Genomic DNA, 26,333 nt, shown 5'->3' on the forward strand with positions numbered 1-26,333 from the left:
CCTGGCGCAGGACTTCGCGGGGGTCGGCGAAGAACGGCTCGCCTTCCAGTTCGTGCATGGTCATCAGCAGTTGCGCGGTCGGGCGCTTCTGCCAGGGTTCCATGGAGAGGGTGCCGGGGATCGGGTAGCAGATCCGGTCGGCGTCGCCGATGTCGAGACCCAGGCCGGTACTCTCTACGGTGGAGCCGGTGATATCGAGGGCGAACAGGGAAGCGGGGAGATTGATACCTTTTTCGAAGACTTTGTTCAGACTGTTGCGTTCGATCCGCTTGCCGCGAACCACGCCATTCATGTCTGCAATAAGGAGGTCGACGAACTGGACCTCGGGATGTTCCTTGAGGAACTCGCTCGGTTCAGTGAGCTGAACGGCACGCTGGGGTACCGACATGATGCAACACCTTTTTTGTTAAAAATTTCAATCATGCGGGGGGTAGGCTATGAGTCAATCCGAAAGCCTGTGGGATGTCAATAGCCGCCAAAAACGCCCTCTTGTGGGGCGTTGAGGCCGTTTTCAGGGCGTTTTCGCCGGACGAAAAGCCGAAAAAAACCTCGCGTCGAAGGGTGTTCAGGAGTGCGTGTTCAATTTTTTACAGGCCTATTGTGTAAAAAAATGAACAACGCTAAGCTCGGCCAAACCCCATAACATCTACAAACAACGGGTGTCTCATGTCTCGCCTGCCGTTAATCGGCGTCACCGCCTGCACCAAGCAGATCGGTCTTCATCCCTACCACATTGCCGGCGACAAATATCTGCGTGCCGTCGTCAACGGCGCTGGCGGTATCCCGCTGATCATTCCTGCGCTGGGCGAGTCGATCGACCAGGCAGCCCTGCTGGACAGCGTCGACGGCTTGCTCTTCACTGGCTCGCCGTCGAACGTCGAGCCCCGTCATTATAGTGGACCGGCGAGCGAGCCCGGCACCCTCCACGACTCCGACCGCGACGCCACCACGCTGCCGCTGGTCCGCGCCGCCATCGACGCCGGCATTCCGGTCCTCGGCATCTGCCGCGGTTTCCAGGAAATGAACGTGGCTTTCGGCGGCAGCCTGCACCAGAAGGTGCACGAGGTCGGAACCTTCATGGACCACCGCGAGCCGGCCGACCAGCCGCTCGAGGTTCAGTACGCGCCGCGCCATGCCATGCATGTGCAGCCGGGCGGAGTGCTCGCCGGCATCGGCTTGCCGAGCGAGTTCCAGGTCAATTCCATCCATGGCCAGGGCGTTGATCGTCTGGCGCCGGGCCTTCGAGTAGAAGCACTGGCGCCTGACGGGTTGGTCGAAGCCATCTCCGTAGAAGGTGCAAAAGCCTTCGCTCTTGGTGTGCAATGGCACCCGGAGTGGCAGGTTCTGACGAACCCCAACTATCTCGCTATCTTCCAGGCTTTCGGTAAGGCCTGCAGCAAGAGGGCGGGGCAACGTTGAGTCCGGCTGTTGGGGCCGGACTCTCAACCCTGAGGTCTTTATGACTACCAAGTTAGACCAGCTGACCAGCTGGCTGAAGGAACGCAAGATCACCGAAGTGGAATGCCTGATTTCCGATCTGACAGGCATCGCCCGCGGCAAGATCTCGCCGACCAACAAATTCATCGCGGAAAAGGGCATGCGCCTGCCGGAGAGCGTTCTGCTGCAGACCGTCACCGGCGACTACGTGGAAGACGACATTTACTACGACCTGCTCGACCCGGCCGACATCGATATGGTCTGCCGCCCGGACGAGAATGCCGTGTTCCTCGTCCCCTGGGCCATCGAGCCCACCGCGATGGTGATCCACGACACCTTCGACAAGCTCGGCAATCCCATCGAGCTGTCGCCGCGCAACATCCTCAAGCGCGTGTTGAAGATGTATGCCGACAAGGGCTGGCGGCCGATCGTGGCGCCAGAGATGGAGTTCTACCTGACCAAGCGCAGCGACGACCCCGACTATCCGTTGCAGGCCCCGGTGGGCCGCTCCGGACGCCAGGAAACCGGGCGTCAGTCGTTCTCCATCGACGCCGCCAACGAGTTCGACCCGCTGTTCGAGGACATGTACGACTGGTGCGAGGCCCAGGGCCTTGACCTGGATACGCTGATCCACGAGGAAGGCACCGCGCAGATGGAGATCAACTTCCGTCATGGCGACGCCCTCGACCTGGCCGACCAGATCCTGGTGTTCAAGCGCACCATGCGCGAGGCCGCGCTCAAGCACAACGTCGCCGCGACCTTCATGGCCAAGCCGATGACCGGCGAGCCGGGCAGCGCGATGCACCTGCACCAGAGCATCGTCGACGTGAAGACCGGCAAGAACATCTTCTCCAATGCCGACGGCACCATGAGCGAGCTGTTCCTGCACCATATCGGCGGCCTGCAGAAGTTCATCCCGGAAGTGCTGCCGCTGTTCGCGCCCAACGTGAACTCGTTCCGCCGCTTCCTGCCCGATACCTCGGCGCCGGTGAACGTCGAGTGGGGCGAAGAGAACCGTACCGTCGGCCTGCGCGTGCCGGACTCCAGCCCGGAGAACCGCCGGGTCGAGAACCGTCTCGCCGGCGCCGACGCCAACCCTTACCTGGCGCTGGCTGCCAGCCTGCTGTGCGGCTACATCGGCATGGTCGAAGGCATCAAGCCGAGCGCCCAGGTCAAAGGTCGCGGCTATGAACGCCGCAACCTGCGCCTGCCGCTGACGATCGAAGCGGCGCTGGAGCGCATGGAGAACTGCAAGCCCCTCGAGCAGTATCTCGGCAGCAAGTTCATCAGCGGCTACGTCGCGGTGAAGCGTGCGGAGCACGAGAATTTCAAGCGGGTAATCAGCTCCTGGGAGCGGGAATTCCTCCTGCTTTCCGTTTGATCCTGACCGGGGGCGGCCGGCGTGGTCCGCCGCTCCCGGACAGTCTTGAATAGAAGAGGTGTGACATGAACAGCCAAATCACCAACGCCAAGACCCGTGAGTGGCAGGCGTTGAGCCGCGACCACCATCTGCCGCCGTTCACCGACTACAAGCAGTTGAACGAGAAGGGCGCGCGGATCATCACCAAGGCCGAAGGCGTCTATATCTGGGACAGCGAGGGCAACAAGATCCTCGATGCGATGGCCGGCCTCTGGTGCGTCAACGTCGGCTACGGCCGCGAGGAGCTGGTCCAGGCCGCCACCCGGCAGATGCGCGAGTTGCCGTTCTACAACCTGTTCTTCCAGACCGCCCACCCGCCGGTGGTCGAGCTGGCCAAGGCGATCGCCGACGTCGCTCCGGAAGGCATGAACCACGTGTTCTTCACCGGCTCCGGCTCCGAGGCCAACGACACCGTGCTGCGTATGGTCCGCCACTATTGGGCGACCAAGGGCCAGCCGCAGAAGAAAGTGGTGATCGGCCGCTGGAACGGCTACCACGGCTCCACCGTCGCCGGCGTCAGCCTGGGCGGCATGAAGGCGTTGCATGAGCAGGGTGATTTCCCCATCCCGGGCATCGTCCACATCGCCCAGCCCTACTGGTACGGCGAGGGCGGCGACATGTCGCCGGACGAGTTCGGCGTCTGGGCCGCCGAGCAGCTGGAGAAGAAGATTCTCGAAGTGGGCGAGGAAAACGTCGCCGCCTTCATCGCCGAGCCGATCCAGGGCGCCGGCGGCGTGATCGTCCCGCCGGACACCTACTGGCCGAAGATCCGCGAGATCCTCGCCAAGTACGACATCCTGTTCATCGCCGACGAAGTGATCTGCGGCTTCGGCCGTACCGGCGAGTGGTTCGGCAGCCAGTACTACGGCAACGCCCCGGACCTGATGCCGATCGCCAAGGGCCTCACCTCCGGCTACATCCCCATGGGCGGGGTGGTGGTGCGCGACGAGATCGTCGAAGTGCTCAACCAGGGCGGCGAGTTCTACCACGGCTTCACCTATTCCGGTCACCCGGTGGCGGCCGCCGTGGCCCTGGAGAACATCCGCATCCTGCGCGAAGAGAAGATCATCGAGAAGGTGAAGGCGGAAACGGCACCGTATTTGCAGAAACGCTGGCAGGAGCTGGCCGACCACCCGTTGGTGGGCGAAGCGCGCGGGGTCGGCATGGTCGCCGCCCTGGAGCTGGTCAAGAACAAGAAGACCCGCGAGCGTTTCACCGACAAGGGCGTCGGGATGCTGTGCCGGGAACATTGTTTCCGCAACGGTTTGATCATGCGCGCGGTGGGCGACACTATGATTATCTCGCCGCCGCTGGTGATCGATCCGTCGCAGATCGATGAGTTGATCACCCTGGCGCGCAAGTGCCTCGATCAGACCGCCGCCGCCGTCCTGGCTTGAGTCCCTGAGCGGACTTTTGCCAGACTGCGCCAGTGCGTTGGCCAGGCTCACCGGGTGGTGACGCGATCGGTTGCGCCACCGCCCGGATACTTCAACAAAAATGGAGCTACCCCGCATGATGAAACGTTTCGGTAAGACCCTGCTCGCCCTGACCTTGGCGGGCTCTGTGGCCGGTATGGCGCAGGCTGCGGACAACAAGGTGCTGCACGTGTACAACTGGTCCGACTACATCGCGCCGGACACCCTGGAGAAGTTCACCAAGGAAACCGGGATCAAGGTCGTCTACGACGTCTACGACAGCAACGAAGTGCTGGAAGCCAAGTTGCTGGCGGGCAAGTCCGGGTACGACGTGGTGGTGCCGTCCAACTCCTTCCTCGCCAAGCAGATCAAGGCCGGGGTCTACCAGAAACTCGACAAGTCCAAGCTGCCGAACTGGAAGAACCTGAACAAGGACCTGATGCACACCCTGGAAGTCAGCGACCCGGGCAACGAGCATGCGATTCCCTACATGTGGGGCACCATCGGCATCGGCTACAACCCGGACAAGGTCAAGGCGGCCTTCGGCGACAACGCGCCGGTGGATTCCTGGGACCTGGTATTCAAGCCGGAGAACATCCAGAAGCTGAAGCAGTGCGGCGTCAGCTTCCTCGACTCGCCGACCGAGATCCTCCCGGCGGCCCTGCATTATCTCGGCTACAAGCCGGACACCGACAATCCCAAGGAACTCAAGGCGGCCGAAGAGCTGTTCCTGAAGATCCGTCCCTACGTCACCTACTTCCACTCGTCGAAGTACATTTCCGACCTGGCCAACGGCAACATCTGCGTCGCCATCGGCTACTCCGGCGACATCTACCAGGCCAAGTCCCGCGCCGAAGAGGCGAAGAACAAGGTCACCGTCAAGTACAACATTCCCAAGGAAGGCGCCGGCAGCTTCTTCGACATGGTCGCCATTCCCAAGGACGCCGAGAACACCGAGGGCGCCCTGGCCTTCGTCAACTTCCTGATGAAGCCGGAAATCATGGCCGAGATCACCGACGTGGTTCAGTTCCCCAACGGCAACGCGGCGGCCACCCCGCTGGTGTCCGAGGCGATCCGCAACGACCCGGGCATCTACCCGAGCGAAGAGGTCATGAAGAAGCTGTATACCTTCCCCGACCTGCCGGCCAAGACCCAGCGGGCGATGACCCGCAGCTGGACCAAGATCAAGTCCGGCAAGTGATCCGCGAGGAGCCCGGCGGCGCCTGAAGCCGCCGGCGCTCCGGCACGAGAGAACCGGAACGCGGCCGGGTTTCCTCCGGCCACGCTCCCCTGCGAAGAGGTTCGACTCTTTTGCCCGTTCGTCCAGACGCTTCCTCCTGGGGGCCCGACGACCGGACGCAGTATCGACGACGAAGACGCTGCCATGGGCGCTGCGCCAATCTGCCGCGCCGGGGCCGGTCGTGTCGCTCGCACCGGGGCCGAGGGCCCGGAAAACCTGAAACCAACACGCCGGTAGGGAACCCAGCTCACTCATGTTTCCCGGCGGAATCGTCGGGTTGTCATGAAACCCGAGTGATCTGGGCTTACATCGGCACTTGAAGAACACGGGTCGAACAGGCAGGGTGCTGCCGTGAAAAGGCCCGGAACAGGAGTCGGACATGCAACATTCCATTGGCAAGACACTGCTGGTAGCCGCTCTGGCTACGGCGATCGCGGGCCCCGTGCAGGCGGAGAAGAAGAGCCTGCACATCTATAACTGGACCGATTACATCGCTCCCACCACCCTCAAGGACTTCACCAAGGAGAGCGGGATCGACGTCAGCTACGACGTCTTCGACTCCAACGAGACCCTCGAGGGCAAGCTGGTCTCCGGCCACTCCGGTTACGACATCGTGGTGCCGTCGAACAACTTCCTCGGCAAGCAGATCCAGGTCGGTGCCTTCCAGAAGCTGGACAAGAGCAAGCTGCCGAACTGGAAGAACCTCGATCCGGCGCTGCTCAAGCAGCTGGAGGTCAGCGACCCGGGCAACCAGTACGCGGTTCCCTACCTGTGGGGCACCAACGGCATCGGTTACAACGTGGCCAAGGTCAAGGAAGTCCTCGGTGACCAGCCGATCGACTCCTGGGCCATCCTCTTCGAGCCGGAGAACATGAAGAAGCTCGCCAAGTGCGGCGTAGCCTTCATGGACAGCGGCGACGAGATGCTGCCCGCCGCCCTCAACTACCTGGGGCTGGACCCCAACACCCACGACCCGAAGGACTACAAGAAGGCCGAGGAAGTCCTGACCAAGGTTCGCCCCTACGTCAGCTACTTCCACTCCTCCAAGTACATCTCCGACCTGGCCAACGGCAACATCTGCGTCGCCTTCGGCTATTCCGGGGACGTCTTCCAGGCCGCTGCCCGCGCCGAAGAGGCCGGCAAGGGCATCGACATCCAGTACGTGATTCCCAAGGAAGGCGCCAACCTGTGGTTCGACCTGATGGCGATTCCCGCCGATGCCAAGGCCGCCGATAACGCCTACGCGTTCATCGACTACCTGCTGCGTCCGGAGGTGATCGCCAAGGTCAGCGACTACGTCGGCTACGCCAACGCGATACCGGGGGCCCGCCCGCTGATGGACAAGAGCGTCAGCGACAGCGAGGAGGTGTATCCGCCGCAGGCCGTGCTCGACAAGCTCTACGTTTCCGCCGTGTTGCCGGCCAAGGTGCTGCGCCTGCAGACCCGTACCTGGACCCGGATCAAGACCGGCAAATAAGTTCAAATTCCGCCCGGTAGCGTGACCGGGCTCAACGACTTGGGAGTTGTGGTAATGGCGATAGCCTCCGGTGCCTACAAGAAAGCCCTAGAGGGCAACCAGCAGCCGAAAGAGGTGCTGGTAAAGATCGACCGGGTAACCAAGCAGTTCGACGAGACGCTGGCGGTGGACACCGTGTCCCTGACCATCAACAAGGGCGAGATCTTCGCCCTGCTCGGCGGCTCCGGTTCGGGTAAATCCACCCTGTTGCGCATGCTCGCCGGTTTCGAGCGGCCCACCGAGGGGCGGATCTTCCTCGATGGCCAGGACATCACCGACCTGCCGCCCTACGAGCGGCCGATCAACATGATGTTCCAGTCCTATGCGCTGTTCCCGCACATGAGCGTGGCGCAGAACATCGCCTTCGGCCTCAAGCAGGACGGCCTGCCCAAGGCCGAGATCGACGAGCGCGTGGCCGAGATGCTCAAGCTGGTGCACATGACCCAGTACGCCAAGCGCAAGCCGCACCAGCTCTCCGGCGGCCAGCGCCAGCGGGTGGCCCTGGCCCGTTCGCTGGCCAAGCGGCCGAAGCTGCTGCTACTCGACGAGCCGATGGGCGCGCTGGACAAGAAGCTGCGCTCGCAGATGCAACTGGAACTGGTGGAGATCATCGAGCGCGTCGGCGTGACCTGCGTGATGGTGACCCACGACCAGGAAGAGGCCATGACCATGGCCCAGCGCATCGCCATCATGCACCTGGGCTGCATCGAGCAGATCGGCAGCCCGATGGACATCTACGAGACCCCGGCGAGCCGCCTGGTCTGCGAGTTCATCGGCAACGTCAACCTGTTCGACGGCGTGCTGGTGGAGGACGTGCAGGACCATGCGGTGATCGCCTGCCCGCAGCTGGAGAACCCGATCTACATCGGCCACGGCATCAGCACCCGCGCCGAGGACAAGCGCATCACCTACGCGCTGCGGCCGGAGAAAGTGATGATCAGCGCGCAGAAGCCGGACAACCTGGAACACGCCGGGCACAACTGGGCCCAGGGCACCGTCTACGACATCGCCTACCTTGGCGGCCACTCGGTGTACTACATCAAGCTGGCCTCCGGGATGATCGTCCAGGCCTTCATGGCCAACGCCGAGCGCCACGTCGCCCGGCCGACCTGGGACCAGTCGGTGTACATCAGCTGGTACGACGACAGCGGCGTGGTACTGCAGTCATGAAATTCGCCAACAGCCTGAAAAAGCGCATGCCCACCGGGCGGCATGCGGTCATCGGGGTGCCGTTCCTGTGGCTCTTCCTGTTCTTCCTGCTGCCCTTCGCCATCGTGCTGAAGATCAGCCTGGCGGAAGCGGACGTGGCCATCCCGCCCTACACCGAGATCTTCGCCTACGCGGACCAGCAGTTGCAGGTGCTCCTCAACCTTGGCAACTACCTGATGCTGACCGATGACCCGCTCTACATCGATGCCTACCTCGGCTCGCTGAAGATGGCCTTCATCAGTACCCTGATCTGCCTGCTGGTGGGCTACCCGATGGCCTACGCCATCGCCCGCTCCAGCCAGTCCTCGCAGACCGTCCTGCTGCTGCTGATCATGATGCCGACCTGGACGGCGATCCTGATCCGGGTCTATGCCTGGATGGGCATCCTTTCCAACAACGGCCTGCTCAACAGCGTACTGATGGGGCTGGGGCTCATCAGCGAGCCGCTGACCATCCTCAATACCAACATCGCGGTGTACATCGGCATCGTCTATTCCTACCTGCCGTTCATGATCCTGCCGCTCTACGCCAACCTGGTGAAGCACGACCCGAGCCTGCTGGAGGCCGCTTCCGACCTGGGCGCGCGTAACTTCACCAGCTTCTGGAAGATCACCGTGCCGCTGTCGAAGAACGGCATCATCGCCGGCTGCATGCTGGTGTTCATCCCGGCGGTGGGCGAGTTCGTCATCCCGGAACTGCTCGGCGGCCCCGAGACCCTGATGATCGGCAAGGTGCTCTGGCAGGAGTTCTTCAACAACCGCGACTGGCCGGTGGCGTCCGCCCTGGCGGTGGTGATGCTGGCGATCCTGATCATCCCGATCATCCTGTTCAACAAGAACCAGGCCAAAGAACTGGAGGGCAAGGTATGAGCCAGCACAGCGTATCCCGCTCCGTATCCCGTTCAACAGGCTCTCCATCCAGAAGCGTGGCCAAAGAACTGGAGGGCAAGGTATGAAGCGCTGGAATTTCTCCAACGTCATGCTGATCGTCGGCCTGCTCTTCATCTACCTGCCGATGCTGATCCTGGTGATCTATTCGTTCAACGCCTCCAAGCTGGTGACGGTGTGGGGCGGCTGGTCGGTGAAGTGGTACGTCGGCCTGCTGGACAACACCCAACTGGTCAGCTCGGTCGGACGCTCCCTGGAGATCGCCTTCTATACGGCGTTCTCCTCGGTGCTCCTCGGCACCCTGGCGGCCTTCGTCCTCACCCGCATCCCGCGCTTCCGCGGTCGTACGCTGTTCGGCGGCATGGTCACCGCGCCGCTGGTGATGCCGGAAGTGATCACCGGCCTGTCGCTGCTGCTGTTGTTCGTGGCCATGGCGCAACTGATCGGCTGGCCGCAGGAACGGGGTATCGTGACCATCTGGATCGCCCACACCAGCTTCTGCTCGTCCTACGTGGCGGTGGTGGTGTCGGCGCGCCTGCGTGAACTCGACCTGTCGATCGAGGAAGCGGCGATGGACCTGGGCGCCAAGCCCTGGAAGGTGTTCCTGCTGATCACCATCCCGATGATCGCGCCCTCGCTGGCGGCGGGCGGCATGATGTCCTTCGCCCTGTCGCTGGACGACCTGGTACTGGCCAGCTTCGTCTCCGGCCCCGGCTCGACCACCTTGCCGATGGAAGTGTTCTCGGCGGTACGCCTGGGCGTGAAGCCGGAGATCAACGCGGTGGCCAGCCTGATCCTGCTGAGCGTTTCGCTGTTCACCTTCTTCGCCTGGTACTTCACCCGCCAGGCCGAGGAGCGGCGTCGCCGGGCGATCCAGCAGGCGATGGAAGAGACCGCGACCGACTGGCAGAAAGGCTCGCCGACCCCGGCCTGAGCCCTCCGCCGAAAAGAAAAGGCCACCTGCGGGTGGCCTTTTTCATTGGCGCGTCGGTGGCGGGAAATGCCTGGCTACGCTCCGTAGGGCGACGCCCGAGGCGTTATCCGCCGATAGCCCGTTGTATCCGGCGGACAACCACCATGCGGCTACTCGCCCGACCCCACGCCGGCCGGCTCAGCGCTTCGGCTCCAGCACCAGCACGCCCTTGCTGTTCGCCTTCACCTCGTTTTCCTCGTAGTGCTGCGGCAGGTAGTGGCCCTCGATGTAGGCCTCGGCCTGGTCGTCGTAGTGGCCGTCGAAGGGCACGCCGCTCTGCCCGACCGGGTTGATGCCGAGGCTGTGGGTCGGGTCGGCGAAGTCCACCAGGCGCCGGGTCGATGGACCGTAGGTGACCGCCCAGGGGGCCGGGCCGATCTTCGCCGACAGATTGTTCGGTACCTCGTGGGTGCCGGGGGCGGCGAACGGACCGACGTTGAGAAGGCGCTTGAGCAGCGCCTGCTGGCCCAGGGCGTGCTCGTGGGTCAGGGTATGCGCCTTGCCCCACAGCCAGCCGGACGGGTCGTTGCCGAGGGTGCTGCGCAGATGCGCGAGGGAGGCGTTCCAGGCGGTCCTGACGATATCCGCGCGGGTTTCCCGGTGTTCTGTGCGGCGGTCGTCCCACCAGGGCGAGTCGGCGTCGCCAGCCAGCCGAGGCAGCGCGCTGTCGATGGCGCGGGTGGCGATCAGGCTGTCGAAGAAGGCATCGCCCAGTTCGTCGTGCAAGGCGCCCTCGGCAATCTGGAACAGCAACTGGTTGAACAGCGTGGCGGCGGTCGAGTCGACCGGGTAGTCGCCCTTCCAGGCCGCCAGTTGCTCGACCAGGCGCTTGCCTTCGGCGTCGTCGACCACCTCGCGCAGGACCGGCAGCAAGGGTGCGAGCAGGCGTGGCGCGTAGCCGGTGCGATTGCCGAGTTGCAGCGCGCGGCTGTTGTCCAGGTTCCATTTGGTGCCGCGGTCGGCCAGTTGGGTATCCAGCCACTGGCCGCGGTCCGCCAGGTTGTAGTAGCCGGGAATCGGCCGGCCATTGGCCGGGACCGGCTGGAAGTTGGCGGAGACGATATAGCCGCGCGCCGGGTTTTCCTCCTGTGGGTTGTCGGCGAACGGATAGAAGCCGGACTTGTCCGCCTCGCCCTTGCTGCCGTCGAGGATGAAGCTCGGGTTCACCCCCTCCGGCCGCTTCGGCAGGGCCGCCGAGGCCCACCAGCCGATATCGCCGGCGGCGTTGGCCCAGACCAGGTTGAGTCCCGGCGAATGGATCTTCGAGGCCGCCGCGCGGGCCTTGGCCAGGGTATCGGCGCGATTCAGCTGGTAGAAGGCGTCGAGCACCGGGTTCTCGGTCTCGAGGAAAGCCCACCACATGGCGATCGGGGTCTTGCCGGAGCTGGCGCCGAGCGCGTCGTTGACGATCGGACCGTGGGGCGAGCGGCGCAGGGTGAGCTTCACCGGCGCAGCGCCCTTGACCGCGATTTCCTGCTCCTCGCTCTGCAGGTCGACCCATTCGCCCTGGTACCAGACCTGGTTGGGGTTGTCCGGGTTGACCTTCTCGGCGACCAGGTCGAGGTCGTCGTTCTGGAACATCGTCAGGCTCCAGCCGAACGCACGGTTGTGGCCCAGCGAGGCGAAGGGGTTGAGCGCCTGGTGGTGGCCATAGAGTTCGAAGCCGGGCGCGCTCAGCTGGGCCTCGTACCATACCGCCGGCGCGGCGAAGCGGATATGCGGGTCGCCGGCCAGCAGGGGCTTGCCGCTGGCGGTGCGGCTGCCGGCGACGACCCAGGCGTTGCTGCCCTCGAACTGCGGCAGGCCGGCGTCCTCCAGGGCCTGCTGGCTGAGACGGGCGAGGGCGCCGAGGTCCTTCCAGTCGCCGGCGCCCAGTGCGCCGGAGGGCGTCAGCACGCCCTGCGGATGCCAGTCGAGATCGAAGATGCGCAGGTAGTCGCTGCCCAGTTCGTCGCGGATGTAGGTCAGCACCGGCTCGGTGCGGAAGGCGGCAGCGAAGCTGTAGGCCATGTAGCCGGCGATGCTCAGGGTATCTTCGGGGGTGAAGGGACGCCTGGGTATGCCCAGCAGATCGAATTCGAGCGGCGCCGGGTTGTTTTCCTGGAACTGGTTGACCCCGTCCAGGTAGGCCTCCAGCACTTTCCAGGGCTGCGACTGCTTGTCCTGGCGGGCGCTGTATTCGGCGGCGTGGTCGCGGATGCGCAGGGTGCGGAACAGACGGTCGGTATCCACCAGCTTGGGTCCGAGCACTTCGGCCAGCTCGCCGCGCGCCAGGCGCCGCAGCATTTCCATCTGGAACAGGCGGTCCTGGGCGTGCACGTAGCCGAGGGCGCGGTAGAGGTCGGTCTGGTTCTGCGCATACAGGTGCGGAACCCCGCGCTCGTCGTAGCGCACGTCGACCGGCGCCTGCAGGTGGGCCAGGGCGAGCGAGCCGTTGCGGAGCGGCTGCTTGGCATGGAGGTACCAGGCGCCGCCGGCAGCCGCGGCGGCGACCGCCACGGCGATCACGGTCAGGGTGCGTTTCATCGATCCTTTCTCCTTGTTGTAGTGCCGAGCATTCTGCGGATGCCGCCGGCCCGCGGCATTGACCGAATGCTCGGACCCTGGAAGTCTTTGGTCAATCGCGAGGAGCCGCCATGCAGGACGACCCGTCTACCAGCCCCCTGACCCATTCCGCCACGTTGCGGCGTCTGTTGTATGAAGCCCTGGACGCCCTCGGGCTCGACCCCACCCGCGTCTACCGCAGCGTCTACCGGCGTATCCCGCTGCCGCCGCCGACCCTGGGCGGCCGCCTGGTGCATGACAACGCCCCGTTGTTCTGGACCGAACTGGCGGCGGTGACCGGCGATGCCGACATCGGCCTGCACCTGGGCGAGGCAATGAAGCCGCGCCTGCTCGATGTGGTCGGCTACCTGCTGCTGTCCGCGCGCGACCTGGAGGAGGCGCTGCGCAGCTTCGTGCGTTTCCAGCACATTCTCTCCGGCGGTTTCGCCGCGCGCCTCGAGGTCGAAGGGGAAACGGCAAGGCTGATCCTCGACATCAACTACCTGGGCTATGCCTCGCTGCGCCAGCAGATCGAATGCCTGATGCTGCTGTTCCTCAAGCTGCTGGCGCTGATCAGCGACGACGAGTTCGTCGCCGAGCGCATCGAGTTCCGCCACCGAGCCCCGCCGCGGCTGGGCGAACACCGCCGGTTGTTCGGCAGGCTGCCGCTGTTCTCGCGGCCGCACGATGCCCTGGTGTTTTCCGCCGCCTTGCTGCGGCGTCCTTCGCGCAACGCCAATCCGGACATGCATGACGTGCTGACCCGCCACGCGGAAGAACAGTCCCGCGAACTCAGCGAGAACCGCTTGCTCAATCGCGTGCGCTACCTGATCGAGCTGCGCCTCGGGGAGGGCTATGGCTTGCGCCAGTGCGCGGCGGAGCTGAGCCTTGGCAGCGGTGCCTTGCAGCGTGCGCTGGCCGCTGGGGGAGCGAGTTTCCGGCAGGTTCGCGATGAGGTTCGCCGGCAGCGGGCGAGCGAGATGCTGTTGGCCGGTCGCGCCATCCGCGAGGTGGCCAAGGCTTGCGGGTTCGCCGAGCTGTCGCCGTTCTACCGGGCCTTTCGCCGCTGGCACGCCGCGCCCCCGGAGCAATACAGGGCGCGGCTGGCGAAGCGGGAAGAGGGTTACTCGACCAGCGGTACCTGACGGCCGATCTCCAGGGTGGCGATGGCGTCGAGCTGGATCTCGATCTGCAGGAAGCGCATGGCGCGCTTGGGCGAGACGTTCTTGGCGATGCGCTTGACGTACTTGTCGCGCAGTTCCAGACGGTCCTCCTGGAGGTCGTCGACACGCTCGATCAGCGTGCTCGCCTGGTCGTCGCTGACGTTGCCGCTGTTGTAGGCCTGGGCGTAGTCGAGCAGGAGCTTGAGGGTTTCCTTGCTGAGCTTGTCCGACTCGGTGCGGTAGGTGTTGTAGATCGGCCAGAACTTCTCGCCTTCCTGGTCGGTGAGGTTCATGTTGGCCTCGACGATGCGCTTGCGCTTGTAGTCGACGTCGGCCAGGTCGTTCTGGATCTGCGCCTGGTGCTCCTTCATCAGTTCCTTGCTGCTGGGCTGAGGGTCGTTCTGGGCGGCCATCAGCGGCAGGCTGACGAGGGCGAGCAGGGCGAGGGTGGGACGTAGGGACATGCAGCGACTCCTTGGTTCGGCAACGGCCCCTCGTGGGCCGACCCGGGCAGTGTAGCCGCTACGCCGTCCGGCGCCCCCTCCGGAAGGCCCGGTGTTGAGCCAGGTCAGCCTTTTCCCGGGGTCCAGGGGCAGTAGCAACCCACGGCGAGGGTATGGGTGGCATCCACCGGACGTCCCTGCAGCAGCGCTTCGAGGATCGGTTCGATGAAGCTGTTGCTGGAGGTGCATACCGCGCCCTCGCTATAGGGGCCGAAGTAGGCCAGGCGGCCGTCGCGGTCCCAGATCGCCACGGCCGGGCTGGCCGGCAACTGCTCGGAACCGGGTAGACCGGCGAGGGGGAGCAGGGCGGCCAGGTTGTCCGGCAGGCGGCCCTGGCTGCCAGGCTTCTGCAGGACATGGAACTCCACGCCCTTGCCGGCGAAGCGTTCGATCAGCTCGCCGAGGTGCTGCTGGTTGCCGACGTTGCAGGGGCAGGCCGGGTCCCAGAAATGCACCAGGCGGATCGCCCCCGGCCCGGCCAGCTCGGCCGGCAGGCGCAGGCTGTCGCCGGAGAACAGGGTGGTCTGCTCGCTGAACGGGCGGATGTAGCGGATCTCGAACCACCAGTAGGCGGCGAGCAGGCCGCCGGCCCAGAGCAGGCCGACCAGGCTGACGAGGAGCGTCTTGCGGCGGGGAGTCATGGCATTCACACGGAAAACGGGTGCCAAGCTTGCCATGTGTTCGCGCGCAGCTGAATATCCCTGGGTTTCGCCCGTGGCTTGGCCACGAATCGATTGCAGCCCGGAACCGCCGATGTCAGAAGCCTTCAACCCCGATTACCTGCGCCAGCACCTGCGACCCTTGGCCGCGGCCGAGGCGGACGCCGCCGTCCTCGCCTACCAGGCCTACTACGGCCTGGACCTGCGCTCCCGCCATCCGCGCCTGCAAGCGCGGCTCGGCAGCATGGCGGTCGACGGGCGCCGCCTGGCGGTGCAGGCCTGGCTGCTGCCGGAAGCGCGCGGCAGCCTGTTGCTGATGCATGGCTATTACGACCACATGGGACTGTATCGGCACGTGGTCGACTGGGCGCTGGGCATGGGCTTCTCGGTGCTCGCCTGCGACCTGCCGGGGCATGGCCTGTCCGAAGGCGAGCGGGCCAGCATCCGCGACTTCGCCGAATACCAGGCGGTGTTCAAGGGCCTGCTGGGCCAGGCTGCCGAACTCGACCTGGCGGCGCCCTGGCACCTCTGCGGACAAAGCACCGGGGGGGCGATCCTGCTGGACTACCTGCTGCACGGCGGCGAACGTCCCGAGCTGGGCGAGACGATTCTCCTGGCGCCGCTGGTGCGCCCGCGCGCCTGGGGCTGGTCGAAGCTCAGCTACCGCCTGCTGAGCCCCTTCGTCGACTCGATCCCGCGGCGCTTCTCGGAGAACTCCAGCGATCCGCAGTTCCTCGACTTCCTCCGCGAGCACGATCCGTTGCAGCCACGCACCCTGCCGACCGCCTGGGTCGGCGCGCTGACCCGCTGGGTGCCGCGCATCGAGCGGGCGCCTCGGCGTGCCCTGAGCCCCCTGGTGGTGCAGGGCGAGTCCGACGAGACGGTGGACTGGCGCCATGGCCTGAAGGTGCTGCGGGAGAAATTCGACGAGCCGCGGATACTGTTGCTGGAAGAGGCGCGCCATCACCTGGCGAACGAAAGCGAGGGGCTGCGGCGGCGCTATTTCGATTTCCTGAGCGACGCGCTGGGGGCCTGAGTTCCAGGCCCCGCGGCGATCAGGGGGCGACCGCCTGGTCCACCGCCAGGCCGGCTTTCAGCGCGGCCAGGGCCGCCTGGTAGTAGCTGCGGCCGGCCGGCGACTCGGCGAAGTTCACGTACTGGGTGAGTTCCGCGTCGGAGAGATCGCGGTAGACATACAGCAGGGTGTTCTCCAGGTCCGCGCCGATCTGCTGTACCAGGCGCTGGCGCTGGCCTTCCAGCAACTGGCCGGTCTGTCCGCCGCCAAGCAGGCCGGGGAGGCCCGGAAGCATCTGGCTGAGGCTGTCGGCGGCGACCCCGGCCAGGGCCAGGCTGACTTCCGCACCGGCCTCTCGGGCCGGAAGGACCTGGGCCAGGCGCTTGACCAGGGCCCGGCGTGGCTCGCTGGCGGTCTGCCGCGGCAGGCCGTTGCTGTGCTGGAGCAACTGGTCGCGGCGGGTGGCGAGCACCTCGGCGGCGACCACCTTGCGCCCCAGCGGCGACTCGAAGAAATTCAGCGGGCTGGCGCTGTCCGGCAGGTTCTCGCGCAGGCCGTTGAGGGCGCGCTGGTCGACTTCGGCCGGGGCGAAGCGGCGATTGCTGTTGTCCACCAGGGTCTGGTAGAGCGCGGGTGGCAGCTTGTCCTGGTAGCGCTTCTGCGCCGCGTCCAGGGCATCGCTGAAATGCGCGCGCTGGTCGGGCCAGCCAGCGGCCTGGTACAGGCGTTGATAAGGGTCGGCCAGGGCGGGCAGACCAACCAGCAGTAAAGCGAAGGCGAGCAAAGCGCGCATTGATACTCCTTTGGCGGCGAAAGCCTCGTCGTTCGGGTGGTGCCGTCCATGGGGCGCTATTGTCGACATGCGGCGGACCGCTTGTCGAGACACCGGGGCGGCACGCTACAATGGACAATGCACATCAACGTCAATCATCCACTCCTGCATCGCATCGTCGATGAACTGGTCGACCAGGGCTGGTCGCACCAGAGCATCTTCATGCCTGAGCGTCTGACCACCAGACTGGCCGAAGAGTGCCGCATCCGTGCGGTCGCGGGCGACCTGACCCCGGCGGCGATCGGCCGCGGCGACGGCCAGGTGATCCGCGAAGGCATCCGCGGCGACCTCACGCAATGGCTGGAGCCCGGAGAATCCGTGGCCTGCGACGAATACCTGGGGGTGATGGACAGCTTGCGCCAGGCGCTCAACGCCTCGCTGTTCCTCGGCCTCGAGGATTTCGAGTGCCACTTCGCGCTGTACCCGCCGGGCGCCTATTACCAGAAGCATGTCGATCGTTTCCGCGACGACGACGCACGCACCGTCTCCGCGGTTCTCTACCTCAACGATGCCTGGTTGCCCGAGCATGGCGGCGCGCTGCGCCTGCACCTGCCGCAGCGGCAGGTGGACATCCAGCCGACGGGCGGTAGCCTGGTGGTGTTCATGTCCGCCGGCACCGAGCACGAAGTCCTGCCCGCCAGCCGCGACCGGCTGTCGCTGACCGGCTGGTTCCGCCGGCGCAACGAATCCCTCCTGCAACTCTCCTGAACCCTCGGCGGCGTCGCCGCCTCAGTGACCCCAGACCTTGATCGTGCCGCGCAGGTCGGTGATGTCGCGCAGTTCGATGCGGCCGATCGAGTTGTCGCCGATGTACAGGTCGCTGGCCACCCGCAGGCGGATGCGCTGCGCCGGCAGACCGCTGGCGATCAACTGGTCGTTGATGGTGGCGAGGTCCGGCAGGCTGATCGCCAGTTGCTGCCCGCCGCCGCTGCCGGTGGTCACGTCCAGTGCCAGGGTCGGCTGCTCGACGCCGAAGATCGGCAGGCTCAGGCCGAGCTGGGCGGCACCCAGGGGGATGTTGCCGCCGCGCCCGTCCGGGCAGTCGCCGGCCTTCACGCAGCCGTTGTCGATCACCAGGTTGCGCAGCGAGAGGCTGCCGCCGTCGTCCACCCAGGCGACCCTGGCCGCGCCGGCGCGCAGGTCCAGGCGCAGGCTGATGCCGGCCTGGCCGGTGACCTGGCTGAGACTGTCGTTGTCCAGGGCCTCCATGGCCGCCTGGCTGGCAGCGCTGGCGAGCAACGCGGGGGCCAGGAAAAACGGTAGAAGCGAGCGGGTCGGGAGCATGACGGGCGGGTCCTTCGCGGTTGCGCGGGAAGCCAGTCTGCTCGGGGCGGCGGAGGTTCGCCATGGACCGCCCGCAGTTCTATCCTAAGGATCGGCAAGAAATAGCCCTGGTCCCCGCCATACGGGCGCTGGAGCACTACCGCGAGGCCTAACTCCGGTTGGGTCGAGGGCGGGTTTCCCCGGTGCTTCCCGGCTACTGTTACCGGGCGTGACCATCGGCGAGCGGCGGGCTACTCTGTGTGCCTGTCAAAGGGGTGGAGCATCCATGCAGAAGGTTCTGGTCAGCCGTTGCCTGCTGGGCCACCTGGTGCGCTACGACGGTGGCAGCCATGGCCCGTTCGACCTGCTCTCGCGCTGGCATGCGCAGGGGCGGATCGTCGCCCTTTGCCCGGAGGTCGCCGGAGGCCTGCCGACGCCCCGCCCGCCAGCGGAGATCCCCGGCGGCCAGGGCGGCGAAGTGCTGGACCGGCTGAACCGGGTCTTCACCGTCGACGGCGAGGATGTCAGCGAAGCATTCCTGCTGGGTGCGGAGGCGGCAGTGGAGCTGGTCCGCCGCCATGACATCCGGATGGCCGTGCTCAAGGCGCGCAGTCCTTCCTGCGGCAACCTGGAGAACTACGACGGGCGCTTCAACGGCAACCGGGTCGCCGGCGAGGGCGTTACCGCCGCCGCCCTCAAGCGCATGGGCGTGCTGGTATTCAACGAGGATGAACTGGACCGCGCCGCGGTCTGCCTGGCCGGCCTCGACGCCGGCGGCTGAACGCTCAGCGTCGCAGCGGCGCGGTCAGGCGGTTCTCCAGGGCTTTCTGCACACGCTCGAAGAGCGCCGAAAGCAGCCAGTAGATCCCGGCGGCAGCGAGATAGAGCGGCAGCGGCTGGAAGGTCTCGGCGATGACCTCCTTGGTCGCCAGCATCAGCTCGGTCACGGTGATCACGGAGATCAACGAAGTGTCCTTGATCAGGCTGATCAGGCTGTTCGACAGGCTCGGCACCGCCAGGCGCAGGGCCTGCGGGGTGATGATGTTCCACAGGGTCTGGCCCCAGGTCAGGCCGACCGAGAGCCCGGCTTCCCATTGTCCCTTGTCGATGCCGAGGATCGCCCCGCGCATGGACTCCGAGAGATAGGCCGCGACATTCAGGGTCAGCGCCAGGATGCCCGCGGTGACCGGGGTGAACTCGATGCCTACGCTCGGCAGCCCGTAGTACAGGACGAAGATCTGCACCAGCAGTGGCGTCCCGCGGAAGGCGCTGACGTAGACCGCGGCGATCTGCGAGACCACCGGCACCTTGGTCACCCGGACCACCGCGACGCTGAAGCCGAGGATCAGGCCCAGGACCATCGATACCGCGGCGAACAGCACGGTATACATCGCGCCCTGGAGCAGGAAGGGCCAGGCCATCCCGAGCAGCTCGACCAGGTTGGCGAGCCATTCGAGCAATTTCTGCAGCGAATTCATTCAACACTCCATCGACAAACACGACGGCCGCGTCCCTCGGACGCGGCCGCTTCCCCCGTTCGGGCGGGAACTCACTTCGGCGGCTGGCTGACGTCCAGGCCGAACCACTTTTCCGAGAGCTTGGCGAAGCGGCCGTCGGCCTTGATCTTCTCCAGCGCCGCGTTCAGCGCCTCGCCGAACTTCGGGTTGTTCTTCCGGTAGGGAATCGCCATGTTCGCCACCGGTCCCACCGCCGCGCCGGGCTTGACCGGGAGCTTGGCCTCGCGGATGGCGAAGGGGATCAGCAGGCGGTCGTTGAGCGCCGCGTCGATACGCTTGCTGGCCAGGTCCTGCAGGTATTCCGGGGCGCCCGGATAGGTGCGCACGTTGATCCCGGCCACCGACTTCGCCAGGTCGGCGTAGTTGGTGCCCTGGCCGACGCCGAGCTTGAGGCCCTTGAGGTCTTCCAGCGACCTGAACTGGCGGGTGTCGTCGGCGCGCACGATCAACTGGGCGCTGGAGATGGTGTACGGCTCGCTGAAGTCGAAGACCTTGCGCCGCTGCTCGTTCACCGAGACCTGGTTCAGCGCGATGTCGTACTTGCCGCTCTGCAGGCCGGCGAGGATGCCGCTCCATTCGGTGGTGACGAATTCCGGCTTGACCTCCAGCTCGGCGGCCAGCAGTTCGCCCAGTTCGGTCTCGAAGCCGGTGAGCTTGCCACCCTGCTTGAAGTTGAACGGCGGATAGGTGCCCTCCAGGGCGATGCGCAGGGCGCCGCGCTGGTGGACGTCGTCGAGCAGCTCGGCATGGGCCAGCGGGGCGGCCAGGGATACCAGCATCAGCAGGCGGGGCAGAAATCGCATGTAGTACTCCTCGGGTGGGAATGAACGTCGGTCGGGCCTATGCTGTTCGTTCAGCTTAGCCGGGCCCGCGTCCTGGACAATCGCGAACCTACTGGGTTGCATGCGGTCTTTCCAGGGGTTGCGGGCATTGACCCGGATTATGTGCGCGAGCGCCGCTCTACCACGGGCTTCGCAGTGGAAATCGCTGTGCCAGCGATGCCTTTCCCTGATTCGGAAGGCACGAAGAGTGCCGGGGAAATTCCGTCCAGTGGTGTTTCCCGGGTACTAACGGAAGTGAAAACAGGAGACTCCCATGAGAGTGACATTGCCTTGCCTCGGTCTAGCCGCCCTGATGTTCGGCGCATCCGCCAGCCTGATGGCTGCCGACCTGCCCCGGACGAAGGCGCCCGAAGGGGCGAAAGTGTATTTCATCACGCCGGCCGATGGTGCAACCGTCGACAAGACCTTCACCGTGAAATTCGGCCTGAAAGGCATGGGCGTGGCGCCGGCCGGCGTCGACATGCCGGATACCGGCCACCATCACCTGTTGGTGGACCTGAAGGAGCAGCCGGCGATGAACCTGCCGCTGCCGATGACCGACAACATCCGCCACTTCGGCAAGGGCCAGACCGAAACCGAGATCACCCTGCCGCCGGGCAAGCACACCCTGCAACTGCTGGTGGGCGACAAGAACCACGTGCCGCTGGAGCCGACCGTGGAGTCGGAGAAGATCACCGTTACCGTCAAGTGACGGAAACGAAAAAAGGAGGCCGCTGGGCCTCCTTTTTCCTTTCCGCCGGACGCTGCCTTAGAACAGCACGCGGCTACGGATGGTACCGTTGACCTGCTGGAGTTTCTCCAGGGCCAGGTCCGAGTACTCGGCATCGACGTCGATCACTACGTAGCCGACCTTCTCGTTGGTTTGCAGGTACTGGCCGGAAACGTTGATGCCGTTGTCGGCGAAGACCTTGTTGATCTCGCTCATCACGCCGGGGATGTTGGCGTGGATGTGCAGCAGGCGGTGCTTGCCCGGGTGCGACGGCAGGGCCACTTCGGGGAAGTTGACCGAGGACACCGAGGTGCCGTTGTCGCTGTACTTGACCAGCTTCTCCGCCACTTCCAGGCCGATGTTGGCCTGTGCCTCGGCGGTGGAGCCGCCGATGTGCGGGGTCAGGATCACCCGGTCCAGGCCACGCAGCGGGCTGGCGAATTCCTCGTCGTTGGATTTCGGCTCGACCGGGAACACGTCGATGGCGGCGCCGATCAGGTGCTCGTCCTTGATCGCGGCGGCCAGGTGGTCCAGCTCGACCACTGTGCCGCGCGCGGCGTTGATCAGGATGCCGCCCTTCTTCATCGCGCGGATTTCCTTCTCGCCGATCATCCACTGGGTGGAGGGCAGTTCGGGAACGTGCAGCGAGACGATGTCGGACATGCCCAGCAGCTCGTGCAGGCTGCCGATCTGCACCGCGTTGCCCAGCGGCAGCTTGGTCACGGTGTCGTAGAAGAACACCTGCATGCCCAGGGCCTCGGCGAGTACCGAGAGCTGGGTGCCGATCGAGCCGTAGCCGACGATGCCGAGCTTCTTGCCACGGATCTCGAAGGAATTCGCCGCGCTCTTGATCCAGCCGCCGCGATGGCAGGAGGCGTTCTTTTCCGGGATGCCGCGCAGCAGCAGGATCGCCTCGGCCAGTACCAGCTCAGCCACAGAGCGGGTGTTCGAGTAGGGCGCGTTGAACACGGCGATACCGCGTTCGCGGGCGGCGTTGAGGTCGACCTGGTTGGTGCCGATGCAGAAGCAGCCGACCGCGATCAGTTTCTTCGCGCAGTCGAAGACCTCTTCGGTCAGCTGGGTGCGGGAGCGAATGCCGATGAAGTGCGCATCGGCGATCCTTTCCTTCAGCTCGTCGCCGGAAAGCGCGGTCTTGAGGTACTCGATGTTGGTGTAGCCGGCGGCCTTCAGCGTGTCCACGGCGTTCTGGTGGACACCTTCGAGAAGAAGGAACTTGATCTTGCTCTTGTCGAGAGAGGTCTTGCTCATCTGCGTAAACCTGTTGTCCCGGAGGAAGTGGCTGGAAAGCGAACTGCGCGAAGCGGGTCCGGCCGGCGCTGGCCGGCACCCGCAACTCGGCGCCCAGAGGCACTAAGCGCGGGGGGCGTATGCTAGCATGTTCTCCCTTTTCCTTGCCCGGTTGCGACCTGAGTTGTTCTCAGGACGACCATGAATCATTTGAGAGTTCCCGAATGACCCGCGAAGCCCTGATCGAATCGCTCAAGCCCCTGGTCGAGCCTGGCAAGCTGCTCGACGACGCCGCCTCCCTGGACGCCTACGGCAAGGACTGGACCAAGCATTTCGCCCCTGCGCCGCTGGCCATCGTGTTCCCCAAGAGCGTCGAGCAGGTCCAGGCGATCGTCCGCTGGGCCAACCAGCACAAGGTCGGTCTGGTCCCGTCGGGCGGTCGTACCGGGCTCTCCGCCGCGGCCGTGGCGGCCAACGGCGAAGTCGTGGTGGCCTTCGACTACATGAACCGGATACTCGACTTCAATGCCTTCGACCGCACCGTAGTCTGCCAGCCGGGCGTGGTTACCAAGCAACTGCAGACCTTCGCCGAGGAAAACGGCCTGTACTACCCGGTTGACTTCGCTTCTTCCGGTTCCAGCCAGATCGGCGGCAATATCGGCACCAATGCCGGCGGGATCAAGGTCATTCGCTACGGCATGACCCGTAACTGGGTGGCCGGGATGAAGGTCGTCACCGGCAAGGGCGACTTGCTCGAGCTGAACAAGGACCTGATCAAGAACGCCACCGGCTACGATATGCGCCAGCTGTTCATCGGCGCCGAAGGCACCCTGGGCTTCGTGGTCGAGGCGACCATGCGCCTGGAGCGCACGCCGAAGAACCTCACCGCTATGGTCCTCGGCACGCCCGACTTCGACTCGATCATGCCGGTGCTGCACGCCTTCCAGAGCAAGCTCGACCTGACCGCCTTCGAGTTCTTCTCCGACAAGGCCCTGGCCAAGGTCCTGGCCCGTGGCGACGTACCGCGGGCGTTCGAAACCGACTGCCCGTTCTACGCCCTGCTGGAGTTCGAGGCGACCACCGAGGAAGTCGCCAACGAGGCGCTGGCCACCTTCGAGCACTGCGTCGAGCAGGGCTGGGTGCTGGACGGGGTGATGAGCCAGAGCGAGCAGCAGTTGCAGAACCTGTGGAAGCTGCGCGAGTACATCTCCGAGACCATCTCCCACTGGACGCCGTACAAGAACGACATCTCGGTCACGGTTTCCCGGGTGCCCGCCTTCCTCAAGGACATCGACGCCATCGTCGAGGCCAACTACCCGGACTTCGAGGTGGTGTGGTTCGGCCACATCGGCGACGGCAACCTGCACCTGAACATCCTCAAGCCGGAAAACCTCGGCAAGGACGAGTTCTTCGCCAAGTGCGCGACCGTCAACAAGTGGGTGTTCGAGACCGTCGAGAAGTACAACGGCTCGATTTCCGCCGAGCATGGCGTGGGCATGACCAAGCGCGACTACTTGACCTACACCCGCTCGGAAACCGAAATTGCCTATATGAAGGCACTGAAGGCGGTGTTCGACCCCAACGGGATCATGAATCCCGGCAAGATCTTCGCCGAGTAGCAGGTGTCGCAACGCAGAGGGCCGGTCATCCGGCCCTTCTCGTCTGTGGCGGGCGCCACGGATGCCTTTCCACCCGTTCAGGAGTCGGTAAATGAGTTACCAGCATCAATATATCGACGGCACCCCGATCCACTTCCCCCTGGGCAAGCTGGTCTGCGTCGGGCGCAACTACGCCGAACACGCCAAGGAACTGAACAACCCGGTTCCCACCGAGCCGCTGCTGTTCATCAAGCCCGGCTCCTGCGTGGTGCCGGTGAGCGGCGGGCTGAGCCTGCCGCAGGAGCGCGGCTCGGTACACTACGAGGCGGAAATCGCCGTGCTGATCGGCAAGCCGCTGTCGCGCAAGCCGAACCGCGAGGAGGTCCTCGACGCGATCTCCGGCTATGCGCCGGCGCTGGACCTGACCTTGCGCGAGGTCCAGGCGAAACTGAAGGAAAAGGGCCTGCCCTGGGAGCTGGCAAAGAGCTTCGATGGCGCCGGCGTGCTGTCGCCGTTCGTGAACGCCGACCAGTTTCCCGACCCGACCGACATCGGCATCCGCCTGACCATCAACGGCGAGGTGCGCCAGGACGGCAACAGCCGCGACATGCTCAATCCGATCGTGCCGCTGATCCAGCACATCGCCGGGCATTTCTCGCTACAGGCCGGCGATGTGGTGCTGACCGGCACGCCGTCCGGGGTCGGGCCGCTGAACAGCGGCGACGAGTTGCTGCTCGAATTGCCGGGCGCCAGCCGTTTCGAGACCCGCGTGCTCTGAACCGCTGCGGCCGCCGGGTGCAGCCGGCCTCCCTAGCGCCGGCAGCGGAAACGACTGTCGGTCGGCTGGCCGACGCTTCGATTGACAGGCCGGGGGCAATGCCCTTTCATGGCGACGCCCAAGAAAACACCTGGCCAAACAGTCGAGCCTCGCCCATGTCCCTTGCCTCCAAGCTTCCCCGTTTCCGCTGGCTGCTGCCGGCGTTCGTCGTGCTCGTCGGCGTGGTGCTGACCATCGTCATGCATTGGGACGATCGCGCCGGCCTTTGGTGGAAGGAAAGCCAGGCCAGCCAGCAGCAGCGCGACGAAAGCATCTGGCTGCCGGGCTATCGGGTGGTGATCGACGCCAAGCCGTTGCAGGGCCTGGAGGAGGAAGAAACCTCGGACCTGGCCTACAACCCGGCAACCAGGACCCTGTTCACCGTTACCGGCAAGCGGCCGCTGCTGGTGGAGCTGTCGCTCACCGGCGACGTGCTGCGCACCATCCCGCTGCTCGGCCTGAGCAATCCCGAAGGCGTGGCGGTGCTGGAGAACGGCAACGTCGCGGTGACCGACGAGCGCCGCAATACCCTGACCATCTTCCATGTCGACCCGCAGACCGCCGAGCTGAGCACCAAGAGCCTGGCCGAATTCCCGCTGGGCAATATCGGCAAGAAGAACAAGGGCTTCGAGGGCATCGCCTGGGATCCGCGCCAGCAGCGTCTGTTGCTGAGCAAGGAGCGCGATCCGATGACCCTGTTCAGCTGGAAGAGCGACGGCGGGCCGAGCCTGAGCGGGGCGATGACCGCGCTACCGAGCGACGACCTGTACATGCGCAACGTCTCGGCCCTCAGCGTCGACCCGCGTACCGGCCATACCCTGGTGCTGTCGGCCGAATCGCATCTGCTGCTGGAGCTGGACGAGAAGGGCGAGCCGGTCAGCTTCATCAGCCTGCTCGGCGGCTTCAACGGCCTGGACAGCAAGATCCCGCGCGCCGAAGGGGTGGCCATCGACGACGAGGGCACGATCTACATGGTCAGCGAGCCGAACCTGTTCTACGTGTTCCGCAAGAAGAGCGGCGAGCGCCTGGCCACCAGCGACGCCGATTAAGCTTCGCTTAAGCGCCGATTAAGCCTGGTTTCAGCAAGGCTTCGTAGCCTGGACCCATCGAAACCAACTACGAGGCGTTACCCATGAAACTTCGTCACCTGCCCCTCATCGCTGCCATCGGCCTGTTCTCCACCGTCCCCCTGGCCGCCGGCTATACCGGCCCGGGCGCTACCCCGACCACCACCACGGTGAAGGCCGCGCTGGAAGCCGCCGACGACACCCCGGTGGTCCTCCAGGGCACCATCGTCAAGCGCATCAAGGGCGACATCTACGAGTTCCGCGATGCCACCGGCAGCATGAAGGTGGAGATCGACGACGAAGACTTCCCGCCGATGGAAATCAACGACAAGACCCGGGTCAAGCTGACCGGCGAAGTCGACCGCGACCTGGTCGGCCGCGAGATCGATGTCGAGTTCGTCGAAGTGATCAAGTAAGGCCCTGAATCGAAACGGCCCGCCTCCCGGAAGAGAGGCGGGG

Annotated in this window: 25 protein-coding genes and 1 pseudogene; 17 read left to right on the forward strand and 9 right to left on the reverse strand. The window is 65.2% G+C overall.

Annotated features, from left to right (window positions below):
* Positions 1 to 388: pseudogene (locus tag HMPREF2716_RS03105) on the reverse strand (glutamine synthetase); the annotation flags it as partial.
* A gap of 278 nt (positions 389 to 666) precedes the next feature.
* Here HMPREF2716_RS03105 and HMPREF2716_RS03110 point away from each other — a divergent pair.
* The 8 genes from HMPREF2716_RS03110 (at position 667) to HMPREF2716_RS03145 (ending at position 10,058) form a co-directional block, all read left to right on the forward strand.
* Complete coding sequence (locus tag HMPREF2716_RS03110; protein ID WP_023518273.1) at positions 667 to 1,419, forward strand: gamma-glutamyl-gamma-aminobutyrate hydrolase family protein; 753 nt, start codon at positions 667 to 669, stop codon at positions 1,417 to 1,419.
* 40 nt (positions 1,420 to 1,459) lie between these two features.
* Positions 1,460 to 2,818, forward strand: coding sequence for a glutamine synthetase family protein (locus HMPREF2716_RS03115; protein ID WP_003084290.1), 1,359 nt, complete (start codon positions 1,460 to 1,462; stop codon positions 2,816 to 2,818).
* 65 nt (positions 2,819 to 2,883) lie between these two features.
* A complete protein-coding gene (gene spuC, locus HMPREF2716_RS03120) occupies positions 2,884 to 4,254 on the forward strand; it encodes a putrescine--pyruvate aminotransferase (RefSeq protein ID WP_003084297.1) in 1,371 nt (456 codons plus the stop codon).
* A 115-nt stretch (positions 4,255 to 4,369) separates the two neighbouring features.
* Positions 4,370 to 5,473, forward strand: coding sequence for a putrescine-binding protein SpuD (spuD, locus tag HMPREF2716_RS03125; RefSeq protein ID WP_003084299.1), 1,104 nt, complete (start codon positions 4,370 to 4,372; stop codon positions 5,471 to 5,473).
* Between the two features lie 418 nt (positions 5,474 to 5,891).
* Positions 5,892 to 6,989, forward strand: a complete 1,098-nt coding sequence (spuE, locus tag HMPREF2716_RS03130) for a spermidine-binding protein SpuE (protein WP_070621808.1) — start codon at positions 5,892 to 5,894, stop codon at positions 6,987 to 6,989.
* A gap of 54 nt (positions 6,990 to 7,043) precedes the next feature.
* Positions 7,044 to 8,198 carry a polyamine ABC transporter ATP-binding protein gene (potA, locus tag HMPREF2716_RS03135; protein WP_003084303.1) on the forward strand — a complete coding sequence of 385 codons (1,155 nt, stop codon included), beginning with the start codon at positions 7,044 to 7,046 and terminating at the stop codon, positions 8,196 to 8,198.
* Between the two features lie 26 nt (positions 8,199 to 8,224).
* The gene (locus HMPREF2716_RS03140) at positions 8,225 to 9,106 is read left to right on the forward strand and encodes an ABC transporter permease subunit (protein WP_003121722.1); all 882 of its coding nucleotides are present in this window, start codon (positions 8,225 to 8,227) and stop codon (positions 9,104 to 9,106) included.
* An 82-nt stretch (positions 9,107 to 9,188) separates the two neighbouring features.
* Complete coding sequence (locus HMPREF2716_RS03145) at positions 9,189 to 10,058, forward strand: ABC transporter permease subunit (RefSeq protein WP_003084307.1); 870 nt, start codon at positions 9,189 to 9,191, stop codon at positions 10,056 to 10,058.
* 177 nt (positions 10,059 to 10,235) lie between these two features.
* Here the strand turns inward: HMPREF2716_RS03145 and hacB are convergent, their stop codons facing one another.
* Positions 10,236 to 12,623, reverse strand: coding sequence for an N-acylhomoserine lactone acylase HacB (hacB, locus tag HMPREF2716_RS03150; protein WP_023518274.1), 2,388 nt, complete (start codon positions 12,621 to 12,623; stop codon positions 10,236 to 10,238).
* A gap of 110 nt (positions 12,624 to 12,733) precedes the next feature.
* On the opposite strand from hacB, the gene HMPREF2716_RS03155 reads away from it, so the two are divergent.
* Positions 12,734 to 13,786 (forward strand): AraC family transcriptional regulator, encoded by a 1,053-nt coding sequence (locus HMPREF2716_RS03155; RefSeq protein WP_070621809.1) that lies wholly within the window; start codon positions 12,734 to 12,736, stop codon positions 13,784 to 13,786.
* Here HMPREF2716_RS03155 and HMPREF2716_RS03160 read toward each other — a convergent pair.
* Entirely contained in the window at positions 13,765 to 14,268 is a 504-nt protein-coding gene (locus HMPREF2716_RS03160) for a hypothetical protein (RefSeq protein WP_003084314.1), read from the reverse strand. The two genes, HMPREF2716_RS03155 and HMPREF2716_RS03160, sit on opposite strands and share 22 nt — an antisense overlap.
* 104 nt (positions 14,269 to 14,372) lie before the next feature.
* On the reverse strand, positions 14,373 to 14,984 hold the full coding sequence (locus HMPREF2716_RS03165) for a DUF6436 domain-containing protein (protein WP_070621810.1): 612 nt from the start codon (positions 14,982 to 14,984) through the stop codon (positions 14,373 to 14,375).
* A 76-nt stretch (positions 14,985 to 15,060) separates the two neighbouring features.
* Between HMPREF2716_RS03165 and HMPREF2716_RS03170 the strand changes: the two genes are divergently transcribed.
* Positions 15,061 to 16,002, forward strand: coding sequence for a phospholipase BipL (locus HMPREF2716_RS03170; RefSeq protein WP_003084318.1), 942 nt, complete (start codon positions 15,061 to 15,063; stop codon positions 16,000 to 16,002).
* Positions 16,003 to 16,021: 19 nt separating this feature from the next.
* Here the strand turns inward: HMPREF2716_RS03170 and HMPREF2716_RS03175 are convergent, their stop codons facing one another.
* Positions 16,022 to 16,774: a hypothetical protein gene (locus tag HMPREF2716_RS03175; protein ID WP_003084320.1), complete on the reverse strand. Its 753-nt coding sequence runs from the start codon at positions 16,772 to 16,774 to the stop codon at positions 16,022 to 16,024.
* Positions 16,775 to 16,822: 48 nt separating this feature from the next.
* Here HMPREF2716_RS03175 and HMPREF2716_RS03180 point away from each other — a divergent pair, with 48 nt between their 5' ends.
* Complete coding sequence (locus tag HMPREF2716_RS03180; protein WP_019485286.1) at positions 16,823 to 17,521, forward strand: 2OG-Fe(II) oxygenase; 699 nt, start codon at positions 16,823 to 16,825, stop codon at positions 17,519 to 17,521.
* Between the two features lie 21 nt (positions 17,522 to 17,542).
* On the opposite strand, the gene HMPREF2716_RS03185 is transcribed toward HMPREF2716_RS03180, so the two are convergent.
* Positions 17,543 to 18,097, reverse strand: coding sequence for a DUF6160 family protein (locus tag HMPREF2716_RS03185; RefSeq protein ID WP_003084327.1), 555 nt, complete (start codon positions 18,095 to 18,097; stop codon positions 17,543 to 17,545).
* Between the two features lie 265 nt (positions 18,098 to 18,362).
* On the opposite strand from HMPREF2716_RS03185, the gene HMPREF2716_RS03190 reads away from it, so the two are divergent.
* Positions 18,363 to 18,857, forward strand: coding sequence for a 2-thiouracil desulfurase family protein (locus HMPREF2716_RS03190; protein ID WP_003112945.1), 495 nt, complete (start codon positions 18,363 to 18,365; stop codon positions 18,855 to 18,857).
* A gap of 4 nt (positions 18,858 to 18,861) precedes the next feature.
* Here the strand turns inward: HMPREF2716_RS03190 and HMPREF2716_RS03195 are convergent, their stop codons facing one another.
* Positions 18,862 to 19,554, reverse strand: a complete 693-nt coding sequence (locus HMPREF2716_RS03195; RefSeq protein ID WP_003084339.1) for an amino acid ABC transporter permease — start codon at positions 19,552 to 19,554, stop codon at positions 18,862 to 18,864.
* A gap of 71 nt (positions 19,555 to 19,625) precedes the next feature.
* Positions 19,626 to 20,396 (reverse strand): cystine ABC transporter substrate-binding protein, encoded by a 771-nt coding sequence (locus HMPREF2716_RS03200; RefSeq protein WP_010793552.1) that lies wholly within the window; start codon positions 20,394 to 20,396, stop codon positions 19,626 to 19,628.
* Between the two features lie 292 nt (positions 20,397 to 20,688).
* Here HMPREF2716_RS03200 and HMPREF2716_RS03205 point away from each other — a divergent pair, with 292 nt between their 5' ends.
* Positions 20,689 to 21,126 carry a DUF4399 domain-containing protein gene (locus tag HMPREF2716_RS03205; RefSeq protein WP_003084345.1) on the forward strand — a complete coding sequence of 146 codons (438 nt, stop codon included), beginning with the start codon at positions 20,689 to 20,691 and terminating at the stop codon, positions 21,124 to 21,126.
* A 57-nt stretch (positions 21,127 to 21,183) separates the two neighbouring features.
* Here the strand turns inward: HMPREF2716_RS03205 and serA are convergent, their stop codons facing one another.
* Complete coding sequence (gene serA, locus HMPREF2716_RS03210) at positions 21,184 to 22,413, reverse strand: phosphoglycerate dehydrogenase (RefSeq protein ID WP_003112947.1); 1,230 nt, start codon at positions 22,411 to 22,413, stop codon at positions 21,184 to 21,186.
* 203 nt (positions 22,414 to 22,616) lie between these two features.
* Between serA and HMPREF2716_RS03215 the strand changes: the two genes are divergently transcribed.
* The 4 genes from HMPREF2716_RS03215 to HMPREF2716_RS03230 all read left to right on the forward strand — a co-directional run bounded on the left by HMPREF2716_RS03215 (position 22,617) and on the right by HMPREF2716_RS03230 (position 26,290).
* Entirely contained in the window at positions 22,617 to 24,011 is a 1,395-nt protein-coding gene (locus HMPREF2716_RS03215) for an FAD-binding oxidoreductase (RefSeq protein WP_003112948.1), read from the forward strand.
* Positions 24,012 to 24,102: 91 nt separating this feature from the next.
* Positions 24,103 to 24,768, forward strand: a complete 666-nt coding sequence (locus HMPREF2716_RS03220) for a fumarylacetoacetate hydrolase family protein (RefSeq protein ID WP_003110705.1) — start codon at positions 24,103 to 24,105, stop codon at positions 24,766 to 24,768.
* Positions 24,769 to 24,866: 98 nt separating this feature from the next.
* The gene (locus tag HMPREF2716_RS03225) at positions 24,867 to 25,856 is read left to right on the forward strand and encodes an SdiA-regulated domain-containing protein (protein WP_003121726.1); all 990 of its coding nucleotides are present in this window, start codon (positions 24,867 to 24,869) and stop codon (positions 25,854 to 25,856) included.
* Positions 25,857 to 25,939: 83 nt separating this feature from the next.
* Positions 25,940 to 26,290 carry a NirD/YgiW/YdeI family stress tolerance protein gene (locus tag HMPREF2716_RS03230; RefSeq protein WP_070621811.1) on the forward strand — a complete coding sequence of 117 codons (351 nt, stop codon included), beginning with the start codon at positions 25,940 to 25,942 and terminating at the stop codon, positions 26,288 to 26,290.
* Positions 26,291 to 26,333 lie beyond the last annotated feature (43 nt).

Source organism: Pseudomonas sp. HMSC076A11 (assembly GCF_001810205.1).
In the GTDB taxonomy this organism is placed as follows: domain Bacteria; phylum Pseudomonadota; class Gammaproteobacteria; order Pseudomonadales; family Pseudomonadaceae; genus Pseudomonas; species Pseudomonas aeruginosa.